This window comes from Kaistella chaponensis, from assembly GCF_900156725.1.
GTDB classification, from domain to species: Bacteria; Bacteroidota; Bacteroidia; order Flavobacteriales; family Weeksellaceae; genus Kaistella; species Kaistella chaponensis.
In genome coordinates this window covers 237,049-253,939 of sequence record NZ_FTOI01000002.1, presented here as the reverse complement: position 1 = coordinate 253,939, position 16,891 = coordinate 237,049, and the positions used below count along the sequence as shown (strand labels likewise).

The 16,891-nt window shown below is 34.8% G+C and carries 17 protein-coding genes; 11 read left to right on the top strand and 6 right to left on the bottom strand.

The features are described 5' to 3' along the window. The first annotated feature begins 12 nt into the window (after window positions 1-12). From BW932_RS03280 to BW932_RS03270, 3 genes are read left to right on the top strand one after another with little or no spacing between them, the layout of a single operon-like run. Window positions 13-522, top strand: a complete 510-nt coding sequence (locus BW932_RS03280; RefSeq protein WP_076385317.1) for a hypothetical protein — start codon at window positions 13-15, stop codon at window positions 520-522. Between the two features lie 12 nt (window positions 523-534). Continuing rightward, the gene (locus BW932_RS03275) at window positions 535-1,317 is read left to right on the top strand and encodes an alpha/beta fold hydrolase (protein ID WP_076385315.1); all 783 of its coding nucleotides are present in this window, start codon (window positions 535-537) and stop codon (window positions 1,315-1,317) included. A gap of 21 nt (window positions 1,318-1,338) precedes the next feature. Next, the gene (locus BW932_RS03270) at window positions 1,339-1,704 is read left to right on the top strand and encodes a DUF1304 domain-containing protein (RefSeq protein WP_076385313.1); all 366 of its coding nucleotides are present in this window, start codon (window positions 1,339-1,341) and stop codon (window positions 1,702-1,704) included. A 23-nt stretch (window positions 1,705-1,727) separates the two neighbouring features. On the opposite strand, the gene BW932_RS03265 is transcribed toward BW932_RS03270, so the two are convergent. Continuing rightward, window positions 1,728-2,735, bottom strand: a complete 1,008-nt coding sequence (locus tag BW932_RS03265; protein WP_076385311.1) for a DHH family phosphoesterase — start codon at window positions 2,733-2,735, stop codon at window positions 1,728-1,730. Window positions 2,736-3,248: 513 nt separating this feature from the next. Between BW932_RS03265 and BW932_RS03260 the strand changes: the two genes are divergently transcribed. The 3 genes from BW932_RS03260 (at window position 3,249) to BW932_RS03250 (ending at window position 5,854) form a co-directional block, all read left to right on the top strand. Next, on the top strand, window positions 3,249-4,670 hold the full coding sequence (locus BW932_RS03260) for a T9SS type A sorting domain-containing protein (RefSeq protein ID WP_076385309.1): 1,422 nt from the start codon (window positions 3,249-3,251) through the stop codon (window positions 4,668-4,670). Between the two features lie 154 nt (window positions 4,671-4,824). Further along, complete coding sequence (gene rpmH, locus BW932_RS03255) at window positions 4,825-4,983, top strand: 50S ribosomal protein L34 (protein ID WP_076385307.1); 159 nt, start codon at window positions 4,825-4,827, stop codon at window positions 4,981-4,983. A gap of 160 nt (window positions 4,984-5,143) precedes the next feature. Continuing rightward, a complete protein-coding gene (locus tag BW932_RS03250; RefSeq protein ID WP_076385305.1) occupies window positions 5,144-5,854 on the top strand; it encodes a cell division ATP-binding protein FtsE in 711 nt (236 codons plus the stop codon). Between the two features lie 80 nt (window positions 5,855-5,934). Here the strand turns inward: BW932_RS03250 and BW932_RS03245 are convergent, their stop codons facing one another. Next, complete coding sequence (locus BW932_RS03245; RefSeq protein WP_076385303.1) at window positions 5,935-6,891, bottom strand: acetyl-CoA carboxylase carboxyltransferase subunit alpha; 957 nt, start codon at window positions 6,889-6,891, stop codon at window positions 5,935-5,937. A 49-nt stretch (window positions 6,892-6,940) separates the two neighbouring features. Beyond that, a complete protein-coding gene (gene gltX, locus BW932_RS03240) occupies window positions 6,941-8,452 on the bottom strand; it encodes a glutamate--tRNA ligase (RefSeq protein WP_076385301.1) in 1,512 nt (503 codons plus the stop codon). A gap of 172 nt (window positions 8,453-8,624) precedes the next feature. Between gltX and BW932_RS03235 the strand changes: the two genes are divergently transcribed. From BW932_RS03235 to BW932_RS03225, 3 genes are all read left to right on the top strand, one after another. Continuing rightward, on the top strand, window positions 8,625-8,966 hold the full coding sequence (locus BW932_RS03235; protein WP_076385299.1) for a phosphomannose isomerase type II C-terminal cupin domain: 342 nt from the start codon (window positions 8,625-8,627) through the stop codon (window positions 8,964-8,966). Window positions 8,967-8,975: 9 nt separating this feature from the next. After that, the gene (locus tag BW932_RS03230; RefSeq protein WP_076385476.1) at window positions 8,976-9,920 is read left to right on the top strand and encodes a glycosyl transferase family 90; all 945 of its coding nucleotides are present in this window, start codon (window positions 8,976-8,978) and stop codon (window positions 9,918-9,920) included. Between the two features lie 139 nt (window positions 9,921-10,059). Then, window positions 10,060-10,977, top strand: a complete 918-nt coding sequence (locus BW932_RS03225) for a glycosyltransferase (RefSeq protein WP_084566422.1) — start codon at window positions 10,060-10,062, stop codon at window positions 10,975-10,977. On the opposite strand, the gene BW932_RS03220 is transcribed toward BW932_RS03225, so the two are convergent. Beyond that, window positions 10,966-11,823 (bottom strand): hypothetical protein, encoded by an 858-nt coding sequence (locus tag BW932_RS03220; protein WP_076385297.1) that lies wholly within the window; start codon window positions 11,821-11,823, stop codon window positions 10,966-10,968. The genes BW932_RS03225 and BW932_RS03220 overlap by 12 nt on opposite strands. 115 nt (window positions 11,824-11,938) lie before the next feature. On the opposite strand from BW932_RS03220, the gene BW932_RS03215 reads away from it, so the two are divergent. Further along, window positions 11,939-13,084, top strand: coding sequence for a glycosyltransferase (locus tag BW932_RS03215; protein ID WP_076385295.1), 1,146 nt, complete (start codon window positions 11,939-11,941; stop codon window positions 13,082-13,084). Next, window positions 13,081-14,166 (top strand): glycosyltransferase family 4 protein, encoded by a 1,086-nt coding sequence (locus BW932_RS03210; protein ID WP_076385293.1) that lies wholly within the window; start codon window positions 13,081-13,083, stop codon window positions 14,164-14,166. Before BW932_RS03215 ends, BW932_RS03210 begins: the two co-directional genes overlap by 4 nt. Here BW932_RS03210 and rocD read toward each other — a convergent pair. Beyond that, window positions 14,156-15,436 carry an ornithine--oxo-acid transaminase gene (rocD, locus tag BW932_RS03205; RefSeq protein WP_076385291.1) on the bottom strand — a complete coding sequence of 427 codons (1,281 nt, stop codon included), beginning with the start codon at window positions 15,434-15,436 and terminating at the stop codon, window positions 14,156-14,158. The two genes, BW932_RS03210 and rocD, sit on opposite strands and share 11 nt — an antisense overlap. Before the next feature lie 97 nt (window positions 15,437-15,533). Next, window positions 15,534-16,886 (bottom strand): acetyl-CoA carboxylase biotin carboxylase subunit, encoded by a 1,353-nt coding sequence (gene accC, locus BW932_RS03200; RefSeq protein ID WP_076385289.1) that lies wholly within the window; start codon window positions 16,884-16,886, stop codon window positions 15,534-15,536. Window positions 16,887-16,891: the final 5 nt, after the last annotated feature.

Here is a 16,891-nt window from a genome sequence, read left to right as displayed (position 1 = left end):
ATTTTAATAAATATGAAGAGAACGATTATCCTCTTAATCTCTGTAATAACAATAATATCCTGTTCTAAAAAGGAAAACTCAGAAGCAAACCTTCTCTCTCCGGAAGTTAAAAAAATTGAATCCATCAATATTGTGCGTAAAAAAATGAATGACAGTATTGCGATTCTCAATGAACGAAATAATTTCGGGGATTTATCGGGAAGGCATCAGCTGAAATTTTCTTCTGATGAAACATCTGCGTTTTCGGGAACAGCAAGCTTCGAAAAAACAGGGCGAGATTTATACGACCTTACCGGAAATGCCCATTCAGGAAAAAACACTTTAGAAATCAAAGGCTCCGTAAAAAGAGTCTCGGAAAAACATCTTAATTTTGAGGGTATTATCACGCAGAAAATTAATGGAACTACTTACAAAAGAAGTAAAAAAACAACCTTTTTTGATGAAGGAAAAGGAAAATTTTGGCGTTTGCAGAATAAAATTAATGATGCTGGATTTGTTGATTATATCGACATTTACTTTTAATAATTACCGCTTATGTTAAATTACGAAATATCCGGAAAAGGAAAAGAAAATCTTGTCATGCTGCATGGTTTTATGGAAAATCTAATGATTTGGGGAGATTTAGAAGCGCGTCTTTCCAACGATTTTACGCTTATAAAGATTGATTTGCCAGGACATGGTTTATCAAAAATGTATGCTGAAATACATTCGATGGAATTGATGGCGGAAGAAGTAAAAAAAGTTACCGATCAATTAGGATTGAAAAATTTTCATTTACTTGGCCATTCGATGGGCGGTTACGTTTCGTTGGCGTTTGCAGAAATGTTTTCGGATGATCTGAAAAGTTTGACTTTGTTTTTCTCCACCTACTTTGCAGATGATGATGAAAAAAAAGAACAACGGCAGAAAAGTCTCCGAATCATCAAGGAAGCTTTTCCTACGTATGTAAGCGCAGGAGTTCCGAATTTATTTAATCCCAATGAAAAAGATACGCTGGAAGGAAAAATGAATTTTGCGAAAAAAATAGCACTTTCCACCAAAAACGAAGGGGTTTTAGCAGCAGTAAAAGGAATGATAGAAAGAACCGACAAAAAATTGGTGCTGGAAAATTTTGACGGTAAAATACTCGTTATTGCAGGAAAACATGACCGTGCGATCAATGTAGAAAAAACCATTGAAAATCTGCCCGATCAAACCAACATCAAATCGTATATTTTAGATTGTGGACATAACGGACATTGGGAAAAACCGGCCATTTGTGCAGAAATCATCAATACAGAACTTCTACACCATCTCCCGAAACATCTTCTTTTTTAGTCTAAAAAAAACTTAAATTTTATGGAAATTATCTCGAAAATACTCATTGCGCTTGTCGCTTTCGAACACCTTTACATTTTATACATGGAAATGTTTGCGTGGGAAACACTGGGTAAAAAGACCTTCAGAGGCGCCTTGAAAGATGAGCTTTTTACTCCGACAAAAAAATTAGCCGCAAATCAGGGATTATACAATGGTTTTTTATCCGCTGGATTAATTTGGTCTTTGATGATTTCGGATGAAATGTGGTCTAATTACGTAGCGATTTTTTTTCTAGGTTGTGTAATTGTGGCGGGAATTTACGGAGCATTTACCGCCACAAAGAAAATCTTTTTCGTTCAGGCAATGCCTGCAATTCTGGCTTTGATATTTGTACTTGCGAAGTAATATCTGATCAAAATTTAATCTCACTAAAAATCTTCCAGCGCAATTTTCTCTTTGAAATCGACAATCGTTTCTTCGATGGTTTTCATGTATTTTCCACCCGCCGCATTGATATGGCCACCTCCGTTAAAATGGTTTCTTGAAAATTGATTCACATCTACCTCATCTTTGGATCTGAAAGAAATTTTGATAAAATCATCATATAAATCTTCCATAAAAAAAACAGCCATTTGAGTTCCCATAATACTAAGACCGTAGTTTACAAAACCTTCCGTATCTCCCTTCTGAAAACCAAATTCCTTTAATTCATCTCTTTTTAACCATAGAATAGCGACTTTTCCATCTTTCACCAGTTCGATTCTGCCCAAAATCAAGGCCAAAAGATGCAGTCTTGAAACCGTATTCGTATCCCAAGTATTGGAGGTAATCATTGCAGGATCTGCACCATTTTCAATTAAATTTGCCACAATTCGGTGTGTTGTTGCACTGGTTGATCGAAAACGAAAACCTCCTGTATCAGTCATAATTCCGGTATAAAGACATTCTGCAATATCCTTGTTCACTAAATTCTCTTCTTTTAATTCTTGAATAAAATGATAAATCATTTGCGAAGTTGCAGGGATCGTAACATCGGAATAGACATAATGAAAATCGTCTGGTTGTTGATGATGATCGATTAATATCTTCTTGGCTTTTGCTTTCTCTAACCAAGGTCCGACCAAATTTCCACTTCTGTGAGACGCATTAAAATCTAAAATAAAAATAACATCTGCGTTGTACAGCGCTTCTCCCGCTTGCTTTCTTTTATAGTCGGCAATAACAATCTGTTTGGATTCTGGCATCCATTTTAAAAATTTCGGAAAATCGTTGGGAACAATTACAGTAGCGTCTAAACCTTTAGCTTTTAGAAAATGCTTTAGTCCCAAACTGGAACCAATTGCGTCTCCATCGGGATTATAATGCGTGACAATTACTATTTTTTTTTCTGCTGTTAAAAGCTTTTGAATTTCGGAAATTTCTGTAGGATTAAACATTTACTGCATTTTTTTGACGCGCAAAGATAATCTTTGTTTTTGACAAATTGAAAAAGCGATTAATTTTCAAACTTTCGTACAGTACTCCTTATCATATATGATTAGGAAAACTTACAAATTCAAAAGCTCCCTAAAACTTGATAAAAACAACTTCAAAAATAGGAAAGATTCACAGCATCATCTCCTATCGTGCAAAAGAGAAATACTGCCGATATTTTCTATGTAATTGATTGTTTTCTACCTCCGTGGAATTTTTTCGTAGAGGAATTGGGTGAAATCACCCTAATAAAAAGGGTGATTTTACCGGTCAAAAAAGGGTGATTTCACAGTATAAATATTCAATAAAAAGCAGGAATTTTGACATACCAATATTCGAAGAGGCTCAAACTAAGACTAAAAAATACTTCGCAATTCATTGGTATTTAGTCTACTTCATTTTTTTATAATTCATTCAAGACAAAAATTTATATAACAGTATTAATAAAATTTTCTTAACCAAAAAAAATAAATGTCATGAAAAAAATTACGCTATTCTTGCTCACAACGTGCAATTTGCTTTTTTATTCGCAAACCAACCGAATCTCAGATATCGAGAAAGCAGCAGAACAACCACCAGTTGTTTACAGCACCCCTTCGAAACCGTACGCAACTTTGGCTGCTTACAATGCCGCATTTAATGCGCAAAATCTTATTGAACCACTTTTATACGGCCAATTTCCGCTTATCACCACAAACACCATTACTTCGCAACAGTTTGAAGCTGCAAATACTCAGTACAGTTCAAATGCGGCAGACGATTTTACAGTTCCTGCAGGAAAAATGTGGCAAGTAAGTACTGTCTTTGTTAGAGGATCTTCAGCTTCACCTGTTTATCCTACCTCTTACAAGATAACTTTTTACACCAACACTGCAGCAAATTTGCCAGGAACCATCATTCGGACAGAAAATGTGATTCTTGCGGCAGGCTCTATGAGTCCCACTTTACCTCTTGCTTCTCCATTGACACTTGCGGCAGGAAAATATTGGGTTTCTGTACAGGCAGTACTCGATTTTGTAGGTGGCGGACAATGGTATTGGGAAACTTATACTGCAAGCACAACTTTAGGTTCACCTTATGCATGGACAAATCCAGGAAACGGCTTTGGAACACCTTGTAACACGGTATGGAACAGTGGATCGGTTTGTATCCCAAGTCAACTAAAAGATCTTCAGTTCAGTCTTGATGGTACTGAATCTAACGTTGCCGCGGCTGCTTGTAAAACATTTGTATCTAGAATTATCAATACAGATGCTACAGAAAACACAAGACTTTTTAGAGACGCAAATCCCTCCGTATGCGGAACCACAAAACCTTATCCGAGTCCAGCGGTTGCCGGTGCTTTTCATTATAAATCTTATACGATACAAAATACAATGTCGAGTACCAATTGCGTAACCGTAAATTTAACCAACCTCGATCCCACCTATCAACTTCATTTGGTAGCCTACACTGGTAATTTTAACCCTGCGAATATCGCCCTAAATTATATGGGGGATTCAGGTTCAAGCAGTGTTGGAAGTACCGTGGCAACAATGAACCTTACAATGCCCGCAAATTCAACAATGGTGATCGTAATTAATGAAACAACTGCCAATAGTACTTTTAGTGCAGATTATTCGCTTGATATCTTCTCATCAAACTGTGGAGGTATTTTAAAAACTGCAGAATCAGGAGGAAAAAGTATTTCCATTTACCCAAATCCAGTCAAAACAGTACTTTTTGTAAATGGAATGAAAGCAAATGAGGCTAAAATTTACGATTCAAGTGGCAAACTCGTTCCAGTACAAACTTCTGAAAATCAAATAAATGTGGAAGGATTACCAAAAGGGAATTATCTTCTTCAAATGAATGATAAAAACGGAAATAAAATGACGACAAAGTTCATAAAAAAATAAAGATCGAAGGTTTTGAATTGTGGAAGGGATTTACTTGTAACGGGTAAATCTCTTTTTCTTTATAAAATTAAAAGATATAGTTTGTAGAAAATAAAAAGTTTCCTATATTTGCAATCTGAAAAATAAGATATAGTTTTTACTTAAAATATTAGCAATGAGCAAGAGAACATTTCAACCATCGGAAAGAAAGAAAAGAAATAAACACGGTTTCCGTGAAAGAATGTCAACACCAAACGGTAGAAGAGTTTTGGCAGCGAGAAGAGCAAAAGGCAGAAAGAGTTTAACTGTAAGTGCACAGCGCGCTAAGAGATAATCTCCTCAAATTATCATATACAATTATGCTTGAAAGTAATTTTTCAGGCATTTTTTGTTTGTTAAATTTTGCCAATATTTAGCAGAAAAAGAAAGTTTTCTCTACTTTTGGTCTGTTTTTATAGAACGTTTCATTTAATCAACTTCAATCGAAAAAAAATATGCCCCATTCTTCCCAAGACGGTCAAGATGTAATACATCTAAGCAATGCGAAAATCGCACAGAAAAACTTCACTGTTTTAAATGAAGTTAACCTTCATATAAAAAAAGGGAGATTTTGCTACCTCATCGGCAAAACAGGCTCTGGTAAAAGCTCTTTATTGAAGACACTCTACGGACATATTCCATTAAGTTCTGGCCAAGGAAGCGTGGCTGGATTTGATTTGGAAAAACTAAGAACTTCTGACGTTCCCAATTTGAGACGCAAATTAGGAATTGTTTTTCAGGACTTTCAGTTATTACCAGATAGAACTGTTGAAAAAAATCTGAGATTCGTGTTAGAGGCTACAGGATGGACAGATAAAACAAAAATGGACGACCGGATCAATGAAGTTCTCGGCAGTGTAGGAATGAAATCCAAAAAACACAAAATGCCGCATGAACTTTCTGGGGGCGAACAACAGCGTATTGCCATTGCAAGAGCATTATTGAACCATCCAGAAGTGATTTTGGCAGATGAACCTACAGGAAACTTAGACCCGGAAACTTCAAATGAAATTATGACACTTTTGAAACAAGTGGCTTTCGAAAATAATTCGGCTGTAGTGATGGCAACACATGATTATCACATGATTCAAAATTTTCCGGGGGAAGCAATTCGATGCGAAGACGGAAAAGTAACGGTTTTAGATACTGCTGAACTTTTTGAATAATTAAAAAATATATTTTCAAACATAAAAAATCCTGTAACTTATAATTACAGGATTTTTCTTTACGCTAAAAAGTAATATTCTTACCCTTTAAATTGACCCATTGCGATAAATTTATCTTGCCGTTGGGTTTCTAATTCTTTCCCAGTAAATTTCGAAAAGGCTTTAATATTTTGTAAAATAGAAACTTTCAAATGTTCGAAAGCAACTTGTGGTTCATATTGTGCTCCACCAAGTGGTTCCTCGATAATTCCATCGATAAACTTTTCATTTAATGCATCTTGAGGGGTTAATTTTAGGGCATTTGCTGCATCTTCTTTATGTTCCCAATTTCTCCAAAGTATTGATGAACAACTTTCCGGCGCAATTACGGTATACCAAGTGTTTTCAAGCATGTACACTTTATTACCAACACCAATTCCTAAAGCACCACCACTTGCTCCTTCCCCGATAATATAAACAAAAATGGGAGTTTTGAGCATGGTCATTTCAAAAATATTTCTAGCGATCGCTTCACCTTGTCCGCGTTCTTCTGCTTCTAAACCAGGATAAGCTCCTGGAGTGTCAATTAAAGAAATTACAGGAATCTTAAATTTCTCTGCGAGCTTCATCAAACGCAACGCTTTTCTATATCCTTCTGGATTACTCATACCGAATCGACGGTGTTGTCTTTCTTTGGTTGTGCGACCTTTTTGAGTTCCAATAATCATTACTCTTTGTCCGTCTATTGTTGCTAAACCACCAATCATTGCTGGATCATCTGCAAAATTACGATCACCGTGTAATTCTAGGAAACTATCTTTATCGGTAATTCCCTTGATAAAATCTAAAGTATAGGGACGATCTGGGTGTCGAGAAAGCTGTACTCTTTGCCAAGGCGTAAGATTAAGATATATTTCTTTCTTTTTTTCTATAATTTTATCTTCGATTTGCGAGCAAGCAAGCTTCACATCTACTCCACTTTCTTCGCCTACTAATGAACAAGTTTGATACTGATCCATCAGTTCTTTTATCGGAAGTTCAAAATTTAAGTACTCCATTTTTTTAATTAAGAATTAATCTTTCAAATTTAGGAAAAATAATAGAAAATTAATGAATATTATTCACTGCATTTTTTATTCTGGCAATAGTCTCTTCTTTTCCAAGAATTTGCATGATATCTGGAACATCGGGACCTTTCAGCTCTCCGACTAAACATAAACGCAACGGCATCATTACTTTTCCCATTCCCAATCCTTGGCTTTCTGCAAAATCATGAATACTCTGTTTCAACTTTTCAGACTCGAAATCTACGTTTTCTAATAGAAGCGTAAAGTCATTCATCACGCCACTTGCGGTCTCATTCCAAGCTTTTTTCACTGCTTTCTCGTCGTATTGCGTAGGTGCTTCGAAAAAGAAAACTCCTTCTTTATAAATATCTGTAGCGAAAGTAGCTCTTTCCTGCATTAATGAGATTACCTTCAGTAATTTTTCGTCGCTGCAGTTGATCAAATCTAATCCTTCTGCATTTCTTAATAGTGGCAAAACCTCTTCTACTGATTTCGCTTTCAAATATTCGTGATTAAACCATTCTGCTTTTTCTTTATTAAATCTTGCGCCCGCTTTATGAACCTTATTTAAATCGAATTCTTTGGTCATTTCATCCAAAGTTAAAATCTCTCTGTCGTTTGCAGGACTCCATCCCAGAAGTGCAACCATATTGATAAAAGCTTCCGGTAAATAACCTTCTTCTCGGTATCCTTTGGAAATATTTCCCGTTTCCGGATCTTTAAAATTTAAAGGAAAAACAGGGAAACCAAATTTATCGCCGTCTCTTTTACTGAGTTTTCCTTTTCCTTCCGGTTTTAAAATTAATGATAGATGAGCAAATTCTGGTCGTTCCCAACCCATTGCTTCATAGAGTAAGTAATGCAATCCGAGTGAAGGCAACCATTCTTCGCCGCGAATAACATGAGAAATTTCCATCTCGTGATCATCTACAATATTGGCAAAATGGTAAGTGGGCATTCCGTCGTTTTTTACTAAAACTTTATCATCTAAAGTATTGGTGTTAACCGCTGATTTACCACGAATGATATCTTCGAGATTTAAGATTCGGTCAACCGGCATTTTAAATCGCACTACATAGGGAACTTTTTCTTCAATTAATTTTTGTACTTCTTCGTTAGAAAGGGTCAACGAATTTTTCAAACGATTTCGGGTGATATAATTGTACGCAAAAACATCTCCCTTTTTCTCGAATTCATTTCGGATTTCGTCCAATTCTTCTGTGGTATCGAATGCCAAATAGGCGTAATCGCTTTTTAGGAGTTCGACTAAATGTTTGTCGTAAATAGCTCGTCTTTCACTTTGTCGGTAAGGTGCAAATTTGCCACCATGTTTAGGACTTTCATCCGGAACAATTCCGCACCATTCTAAGGCTTCCATAATGTAATCTTCGGCACCTTCTACATATCTTGCGGTATCGGTATCTTCAATTCTCAATACAAAATCACCACCTTGATTCTTCGCAAAAAGATAATCATATAAAGCAGTTCTTACTCCTCCTAAATGTAAAGGTCCGGTTGGACTTGGCGCAAAACGCACTCTTACTTTGCTCATTTTCCTTAAAATTTTAAGTTGCAAATTTAAAGAAAAATTCCTCCATTCATCTCTTAAATCCCATTGTTTTAACCAATGAAAGCAATCCCATCCTGATCTTTTTCAACGGGCGGAAAATTCGAATCTTCCTATTGCATAAAATTACTTATTTTTGCAGGTAAATAATACAACTATGTTAGAAATCGGCGAGAGACCTTGGGGAAAATATTATGTTTTGGCAGATGAGCCGAATTATAAATTAAAGAGAATTGAAGTGAATCCAGGGCAAAGACTTTCTTATCAGTATCACCATCATCGCCAGGAATTCTGGACTATTATAGAAGGAGAAGCTGTTGTAGTTCTAAATGAGATCGAACACCAATTGAAATATGGAGAAAGTATTCATATTCCTTTGGGGTCAAAACACCGTATCGAAAATAGAAGTTCGGAACCCGTGGTTTTTATTGAAGTCCAAACCGGAACATATTTTGGGGAAGATGATATTGTGAGGTTAGATGATGATTATGAAAGATAGATTACAATGCTGAAAATTCTTAAAAAAAATAAACTTTCATATTATATTGAAGGATTGATTATCAGTCGATTTCCGGTTCAAGAATTTTCTAAAAAAATTAATCAGTTAAAGAAAAAACTAACAGCGGAGGAATTAAGCAAAGTTGACCAACGGGTTTCCTATTATAATAAATTAAATGAAAGAAGGACGATTATAGCTGGAGTAACAATTAAGGATTTGGAAAAGCCCAAAACACCAAAATCTTATTATTTTGATACTTATCAATTTGCAAAACATTTCCCTAAATCACAACCAATTAATTTTTTGTTTGGTGATATTACTGACATTCCCTCAACGCCAAGCATTGTTAAAAGTCGCCCAATTGCCGACAATAATCAGAACAGTATTTTATTAAATCTTGATAAAGCCAGACATTTTATCTGGGTTTCAAACGATAAAGAATTTAAGCAGAAAAAAGATTTCTTAATTGGAAGAGGAGCAATTTTTGGAAATCAAAAAAACAGAATCGATTTCTACACCAAATATTTCAATCATGCATTATGTAATTTAGGTCAGACCAATGATTATGAAAATAATGAATGGAAAAAACCAAAAATATCAATAGAAGAACACCTTGATTATAAGTTTATTTTAAGTTTGCAAGGGAACGATGTTGCCACAAATTTAAAATGGATCATGTCTTCTAATTCAATAGCAGTAATGCCCAAACCCACAATGGAGACTTGGTTTATGGAAGGTAAATTGATTGCGGGAAAACATTACATCGAAATTAAAGACGATTTTTCGAATTTAGAAGAACAACTTAATTTTTTTCTACAACATCCGGATAAATGTGCTGAAATTATTCAGAACGCTCATGAGCATTGTGCGCAGTTTTTTAATAAAGGCGTTGAGCGTTTAACTTCGTTACTGGTACTGGAGAAATACTTTAAAACAATAGGAAACAATCAGTAAAAAAATTTTATAACACTATTGATTGCATTGATTTAGTAAATTGATTAAACTCCGAATTAAGTAGTAAACTTAACCTTTAGTTTTTCCGAGGTACAAACAGGAATTTAATTTACTTAAGACGATATTGAAAGATTTAACAATGATTATGAAAGAAACTAATAGCTTGGGAAATCTTGCGATCATTATACTCAATTATAATACAGCAGGTAAAATAGCAAACCAAGTAACTCAATTAATAGCTGAAGGAATTTCTTCATCAATATTTTATATAATAGATAACCATTCTAAAATTGAAGACCGAAAAAGCCTCGAAGATTTTAGTCAAAAAAATAATCTTAATTTTATTAAATCTCCCGAAAATGGAGGCTATGCGAAAGGAAATAACATCGCAATTGCCCATGCAATCAATGATGGAAAGATCGTTTTTCTCATCCTAAATCCTGACATTGAAATTCCTTTAAAAACGATCAGCACTTTGTACGAAACTATTTCGAATGAAAAAGAACTGCTTTTCGTCGGCCCAAGAATTTGTGACAAATACGATAGAAATATTATCTTTTCAGATGGTGGAATTTTAAAGCCAGAAAAGTGTTTTGAATCTGATCATCTTCATTATGGAAGAAATGTCGAAGAAGTAAATTCTTCGGAAAAAAACTATCGAATCGACTATGTAAATGGAAGCGCACTCATGTTCAAAAAAGAAACAGTTGAGATTCTCGGGAAAATGAGAGAAGATTTCTTCATGTATTTTGAAGAGGCAGAATGGTGTTACCGTCTAAAACAATATCCTAAGTATAAACAGGCAATTCTTACCAATGTTGTAGCTTATCATGAAATGAGTGATAAAGGTGATTTTTACCAGTTTTATATGACAAGAAACCGAATTTACATGTGCAGACTCTATCAAATCCCGCACAAATCTTTGATTAAAAGTTATCTTTACGAAGCACAGAAAAGATTTTTAGGATTTAAGGGAAATACTAAAAAAAATTTCTCTTTTTTCACCACTCAGGTAAAAGCAGTTTTGGAAGGGGAGTTCCAAAAATTAAATTCCTAGAAAGCTTTTCATCCGTAGCTTTTTTAATTTTGAACTCACTTTAATTGGCTGCAAATTCGTTGTCTGCTCTAATTTTTCTAAAAGTTCAGTTATATTTTTCGCCTCTATAAATTCTAATTTTTCCCAAAAACCTTTGTAAATTGGATGGAAATCAAAATATTCTTTATAGTTATTTTCATTGAGCGCTTCCCATTTTCCGTAAAAAGATTCCACATTAAAATCGTGAGCGTGCCCCCAATTTTGGATTTTTGTAAGAATTTCCTCTTCAGTTCTTGCCCATGACTGATGAATAACCTGATAGTCAATCTTCAGATCCAATCCTTCAGAATTTCTTGCATATTTATACTTTGGTCGATTAAAAATCATGCTGAAGTTTTCCGTGCAGGGTTTTATGATAAAAAATCCCCTTTCATTTTGCTTAAACAAAGTGATCCAAACCGGCAAAAAATTAACTTCAGGCGCTGATTTTTTTAACAGAAACTGATTTTTCTTTAAATAGGAAATAACCTTCTGAAAATTTAAGCAATATTCATCTGAATCAATTTGCATTTTCCAGCAGTCGTCTCCCATAAAATCTGAAAGCATGTTGCGCTCCCGAGTTTCGAGATCCATGGGCTTTTCGCCTTTTATATAAAACTGATCCTCATAAATTTTTATTTTATGATCCACGTCAAGGTCTTCGATTCTTTCAAAAAAATCATCCGAAACCTCGAAATCATTTCCCATCCAGGTTTTCCGATCGACATCAATGGCGAGAACAATTTCGTCAACAAAAGGATAAATCTGAGGTAAAGAATTAAAAATAAAATGGTAATCGTAGGCAATCAAAAAGCCGGCTTTAATCATTTGAAAACATTTTTCGGGAGGTAGTTTGAATCGTTTTAAAGGACAAATATAATATAATTCAAAAACAAATTTGTGAAGCTATCAACCAATTATTATCTTTACGTTAATAATCGATATGAAGAAGAAAATTTTATATTTCATGCCCGACAATCCTGTTTCGGGAAAAGCGGGTAATCTAACAAGAGCCAGTCAAATGCTGCACTATCTGCAAAGACTATCATCAAATTATGACGTAGATTTTCTTTCTATCGGAGATTGGGGAGATTGGGACGAGATCAATAAAGAAAAATTTGTATCGCAATACCCTAACGTCAATCTTCATCTTATTAATCGAAAAGGGTCAAAAACCAATAAATTAAAAGCATTTTTTCAATATAAACTTCTTAATATTATTCCGAAATTATTAAAAGGTACTTCTATCGATATTACAAATCCTATTTTAAGAAATAAGGTTAAAAATTTTATTAATAAAGAAAAGTACGATATCATAATAATCAGTTATGCTTCATGGGCACAAGTCATAGATGGCATTTCAAAAGGTCCTTATCTAATTATTGACACCCATGATTTCATTACAGCTCAAAGCAGAAAAAAAACCGATAAAATTGGAAAACTCTTTCAAAATGAGATACAGATCCTAAGAAAATTTGATGAGATCTGGACCTATTCAGTGGAAGAGGAATATATTTTCGAACAGTTTACCGATAAAAAAGTGACTTTAATTCCGGTCTCTTTCCCTTTAAATTTTAATAAAGAAAAAAGGACTGCAACTTATGATGTAATTTACGTTGCAAGTAAAAACCCACATAATATTGCAGGAATCAATTGGTTTCTGAAAGAAGTTTTGCCTTTTTTAAGAGATGTAAAAATTCATATTATTGGAAGGATCTGCAGCGAGATAGGCGACTACGAAAATGTAGTTAAATATGGAATGGTTGATGATCTTGATGATTTTTATAGAAATTCCAGAGTTGCAATTTGTCCTATGTTAAGCGGAACAGGAATTAAAATCAAGGTCATCGAAGCACTTTCTTATGGAATTCCAGTAGTTACGAACAGAAGAGGTGTTGACGGATTGGTGAATAAAAAAGAAAACGGATGTTTAGTCAGCGATGATCCGAAAATTTTCGCCGAAGATATTAATCGGCTATTAACAGATCAAATTTTTTACGATCGAACAAAAAATGAAGCGATTTCCTATTTTCAGAATAATCACGATCCAAAATTAGAGGAAGCTCTTATGAATAAAATTTTCAAATGAAGAAAAAAATACTTCTCGATCTAGAACGTCTTCGCTATCCATATTCCGGGATTGCCAATGTTTTCCGGAATCTGGCAAAAGGTTCTGAGAATAAAAATAAACAATTTGACATTACTTATTTTGGGGATTTTTCAGCCTTAGACTTTAAACTTTCCAATAAAATTGAGTGGAAAAATTGGTATAAATTTTATGAAAATTTTAGTTCCAGTTTCGACATTATTCACGTAAGCCATCAATTGTCATCTTACTTTCAAAAGAATTATAAAAAATCAATTAAAGTAGTCACCCTTCACGATCTCAATTTTCTACATGAAAATCTTTCAGAAAAGAAGAAAAGGAAAATGCTGCGAAAAGTAAACAATAATCTGAAAAACACAGATTATTTAGTTTGTATTTCAGAGTATGCTAAAAAAGATGTGCTGGAAAACAAACACCTTCTTACGTTTAATAAATTAAAGGAGATCGTCGTCATTCATAATGGCGTGGAACTTCCCGAAGATCTAATGTATGATTTGGAGAAATTTTCATTTTTTAATCAAAAAAAATACATCCTGAATATTGGCGTTTTGTTCGATAAAAAAAATCAGCTTTCTTTAATAGAAATGCTTCCTTTCATTGATGAAGATTTGGTATTGATCGCTTCAGACGAAAGAAATCCGTACGCGGAAAATTTACGAAACAGAATAAAAGAGTTGAATTTGCAAGACAGAGTTCATTTTCTAAAAAATGTTTCTGAAGAGGAAAAATATGCGCTTATTCAAAACTGTAGTGCGATGTGTCACCCAAGCATTGCGGAAGGATTTGGTATTCCTCCCATTGAAGCGATGGCTTTTGGGAAACCGGTTTTTCTGTCGACTTTTACAAGTCTTCCGGAAATTGGTGGTGATGTTGCTTTTTATTTTGAAAATTTCGAGCCTCAAATAATGGCGGAATTCTTTAAAAATAAAATGAAATTTTACGGGGAAAATAAAGAAGAAATATCCTTAAAAATAAAAAATTGGACAAAACAATATGATTATAAAGTGATGTCCAATAATTATCTACAATTTTATGAAGCGATCTTAAAAAAATCTACTTCTTAAATTCCATAATCGTTTTCTCGATAATGGCTACACATTCTAAAATTTGCTCTTCTGTAATAACCAAAGGTGGCGCAAGACGAATGATATTTCCATGTGTTGGCTTTGCGAGTAATCCGTTTTCTTTCAACTTTACACAAAGATTCCAAGCGGTTTCGCTTTCTGGAGTATCATTGATGATGATTGCGTTTAACAAACCTTTCCCCCGAACTTTTACAACTAAATCTGTCTTTTCGATGATGCGATTCATTTCTTGTCGGAATAAATTCCCTAATCGACGTGCATTTTGAATTAAATTCTCCTCCGCAACTACATCCAGCGCAGCAACTGCTACTTTCGCAGCAATAGGATTTCCCCCAAATGTAGAACCATGTTGACCAGGTTTGATAACCTCCATAATGTGTTCATCTGCTAAAACTGCAGAAACTGGATAAGCTCCGCCGGAAAGTGCTTTTCCTAAAATCAAAATATCTGGTTTGGTATAGGTCAATTGTCGTTCGCATTGATTTTCACAAGAACAATTTCCGCAAACTGCCAATAAACTTCCAGTACGGGCAATTCCGGTTTGAACTTCATCTGCGATAAATAACATATTATTAGCATGACAAATTTCTTGCGCTTTTGCAATAAAATCTTCATCTGGTGTGTAAACTCCGGCTTCACCTTGGATAGGTTCTACCAAAAATCCGATGACATTTTTATCTTTCGCTACTTCTTCTAAAGCTTTGATATCATTGTAAGGAATACTTACAAATCCACCAGTGTATGGACCGAAATTATCTCGAGCGTTGTCATCATCTGAAAAAGAAATAATGGTGGTTGTTCTACCATGAAAATTTCCTTTACAAACCACAATTGTTGCTTCATTTTCTTCAATGCCGTTTTTTTCATAAGCCCATTTTCGACATAATTTAATGGCGGTTTCTACAGCTTCGGCGCCAGTATTCATGGGCAAAACTTTATCAAACCCAAAATACTCAGTAACATATTTTTCGTAAGGACCTAAAACATTATTGTAAAAAGCACGGGAAGTTAAAGCTAAAGTTTGCGCCTGTGCAATTAATGCTGCCAAAATTTTTGGATGAGAATGACCTTGATTCACCGCAGAATAAGCGGAAAGAAAATCATAGTATTTTTTTCCTTCGACATCCCAAACATAAACACCTTCTCCTTTTTCTAAAACCACGGGAAGTGGATGATAGTTATGAGCGCCGTGTTGATTTTCTAAATCAATATAATATTGAGAATTTTTTAAGACTTCTATTTCTGACATAAATTTACTTTTTACAAATTTAATGATAATAATCGAAATTTTATAAAACAAAAAATGCCTCAAAAAAGAGGCATCTATAAATAAAGTAAAAAAACTTCTAATAATTAAATTTATTATCCATCACAAAATCTTCCATGAATTTTGTAGTGTAATTTCCTGCCAAATAATCAGGATTTTCCATTAATTGTCTATGGAAAGGAATGGTCGTTTTCACGCCTTCAATGTAAAATTCTTCTAATGCACGTTTCATTTTTGCGATCGCCTCTTCACGTGTTTGTGCAGTGGTAATCAACTTCGCAATCATCGAATCGTAATTAGACGGAATCGTGTAACCTGAGTAAACATGAGTATCTACACGAATTCCATGTCCTCCGGGAATATTCAATTCTGTAATTTTTCCTGGTGAAGGTCTGAAATCATTGAAAGGATCTTCTGCATTGATTCTACATTCGATTGAATGAAGTTTTGGCAAATAGTTAATTCCTGAAATTGCGGTTCCCGAAGCTAATAGAATCTGCTCGCGAATCAAATCATAATCAACAACCTGCTCTGTGATCGGATGTTCTACCTGAATTCTGGTATTCATTTCCATGAAATAGAAATTGCGGTCTTTATCCACTAAGAACTCGATGGTTCCTACTCCTTCATACGCGATATATTCTGCAGCTTTTACTGCAGCAGCGCCCATTTTTTCACGAAGTTCATCCGTCATAAATGGTGAAGGTGTTTCTTCTGTCAATTTTTGATTTCTACGCTGTACAGAACAATCTCTTTCCGATAAGTGACAAGCTTTTCCGTATTGATCACCCGCAATTTGAATTTCAATATGTCGCGGTTCCACAATCAGTTTTTCCATGTACATTCCGCCATTTCCAAAAGCAGCAGTTGCTTCCTGAACTGCAGAATCCCATAATTCATGAAGATCTTCCGCTTTCCAAACACCGCGCATTCCTTTTCCGCCACCACCTGCTGTTGCTTTAATCATGACAGGATAACCCATTTCTGCAGCTAAAACTGCAGCTTGTTCATATCCATCGATCAAACCTTCAGATCCGGGAACACAAGGAACGCCGGCTTCTTTCATGGTCGCTTTTGCATTGGCTTTGTCTCCCATTCGATCGATTTGATCTGGAGTTGCGCCAATAAATTTAATTCCGTTTTCCTGGCAAATTCTGGAGAAATTTGAATTTTCTGAGAGAAATCCGTATCCTGGATGAATCGCATCTGCATTGGTAATCTCTGCAGCTGCAATAATATTTGAAATTTTCAGATAAGAATCTTTACTCGCAGGAGGACCGATACAAACTGCTTCATCTGCAAAACGTACGTGAAGACTGTCTTTATCAGCAGTAGAATAAACCGCAACGGTTTTAATGCCCATTTCTTTGCAGGTACGAAGAATCCGCATTGCAATTTCACCGCGGTTGGCTATTAATATTTTTTTGAACATCTTTT

Bases quoted from the DNA above. Each gene is read 5' to 3' on its own strand.
- BW932_RS03280 (WP_076385317.1), top strand. From the start codon at position 13: ATGAAGAGAACGATTATCCTCTTAATCTCTGTAATAACAATAATATCC.
- BW932_RS03275 (WP_076385315.1), top strand. From the start codon at position 535: ATGTTAAATTACGAAATATCCGGAAAAGGAAAAGAAAATCTTGTCATG.
- BW932_RS03270 (WP_076385313.1), top strand. From the start codon at position 1,339: ATGGAAATTATCTCGAAAATACTCATTGCGCTTGTCGCTTTCGAACAC.
- BW932_RS03265 (WP_076385311.1), bottom strand. From the start codon at position 2,735: ATGTTTAATCCTACAGAAATTTCCGAAATTCAAAAGCTTTTAACAGCA.
- BW932_RS03260 (WP_076385309.1), top strand. From the start codon at position 3,249: ATGAAAAAAATTACGCTATTCTTGCTCACAACGTGCAATTTGCTTTTT.
- rpmH (WP_076385307.1), top strand. From the start codon at position 4,825: ATGAGCAAGAGAACATTTCAACCATCGGAAAGAAAGAAAAGAAATAAA.
- BW932_RS03250 (WP_076385305.1), top strand. From the start codon at position 5,144: ATGCCCCATTCTTCCCAAGACGGTCAAGATGTAATACATCTAAGCAAT.
- BW932_RS03245 (WP_076385303.1), bottom strand. From the start codon at position 6,891: ATGGAGTACTTAAATTTTGAACTTCCGATAAAAGAACTGATGGATCAG.
- gltX (WP_076385301.1), bottom strand. From the start codon at position 8,452: ATGAGCAAAGTAAGAGTGCGTTTTGCGCCAAGTCCAACCGGACCTTTA.
- BW932_RS03235 (WP_076385299.1), top strand. From the start codon at position 8,625: ATGTTAGAAATCGGCGAGAGACCTTGGGGAAAATATTATGTTTTGGCA.
- BW932_RS03225 (WP_084566422.1), top strand. From the start codon at position 10,060: ATGATTATGAAAGAAACTAATAGCTTGGGAAATCTTGCGATCATTATA.
- BW932_RS03220 (WP_076385297.1), bottom strand. From the start codon at position 11,823: ATGATTAAAGCCGGCTTTTTGATTGCCTACGATTACCATTTTATTTTT.
- BW932_RS03215 (WP_076385295.1), top strand. From the start codon at position 11,939: ATGAAGAAGAAAATTTTATATTTCATGCCCGACAATCCTGTTTCGGGA.
- BW932_RS03210 (WP_076385293.1), top strand. From the start codon at position 13,081: ATGAAGAAAAAAATACTTCTCGATCTAGAACGTCTTCGCTATCCATAT.
- rocD (WP_076385291.1), bottom strand. From the start codon at position 15,436: ATGTCAGAAATAGAAGTCTTAAAAAATTCTCAATATTATATTGATTTA.
- accC (WP_076385289.1), bottom strand. From the start codon at position 16,886: ATGTTCAAAAAAATATTAATAGCCAACCGCGGTGAAATTGCAATGCGG.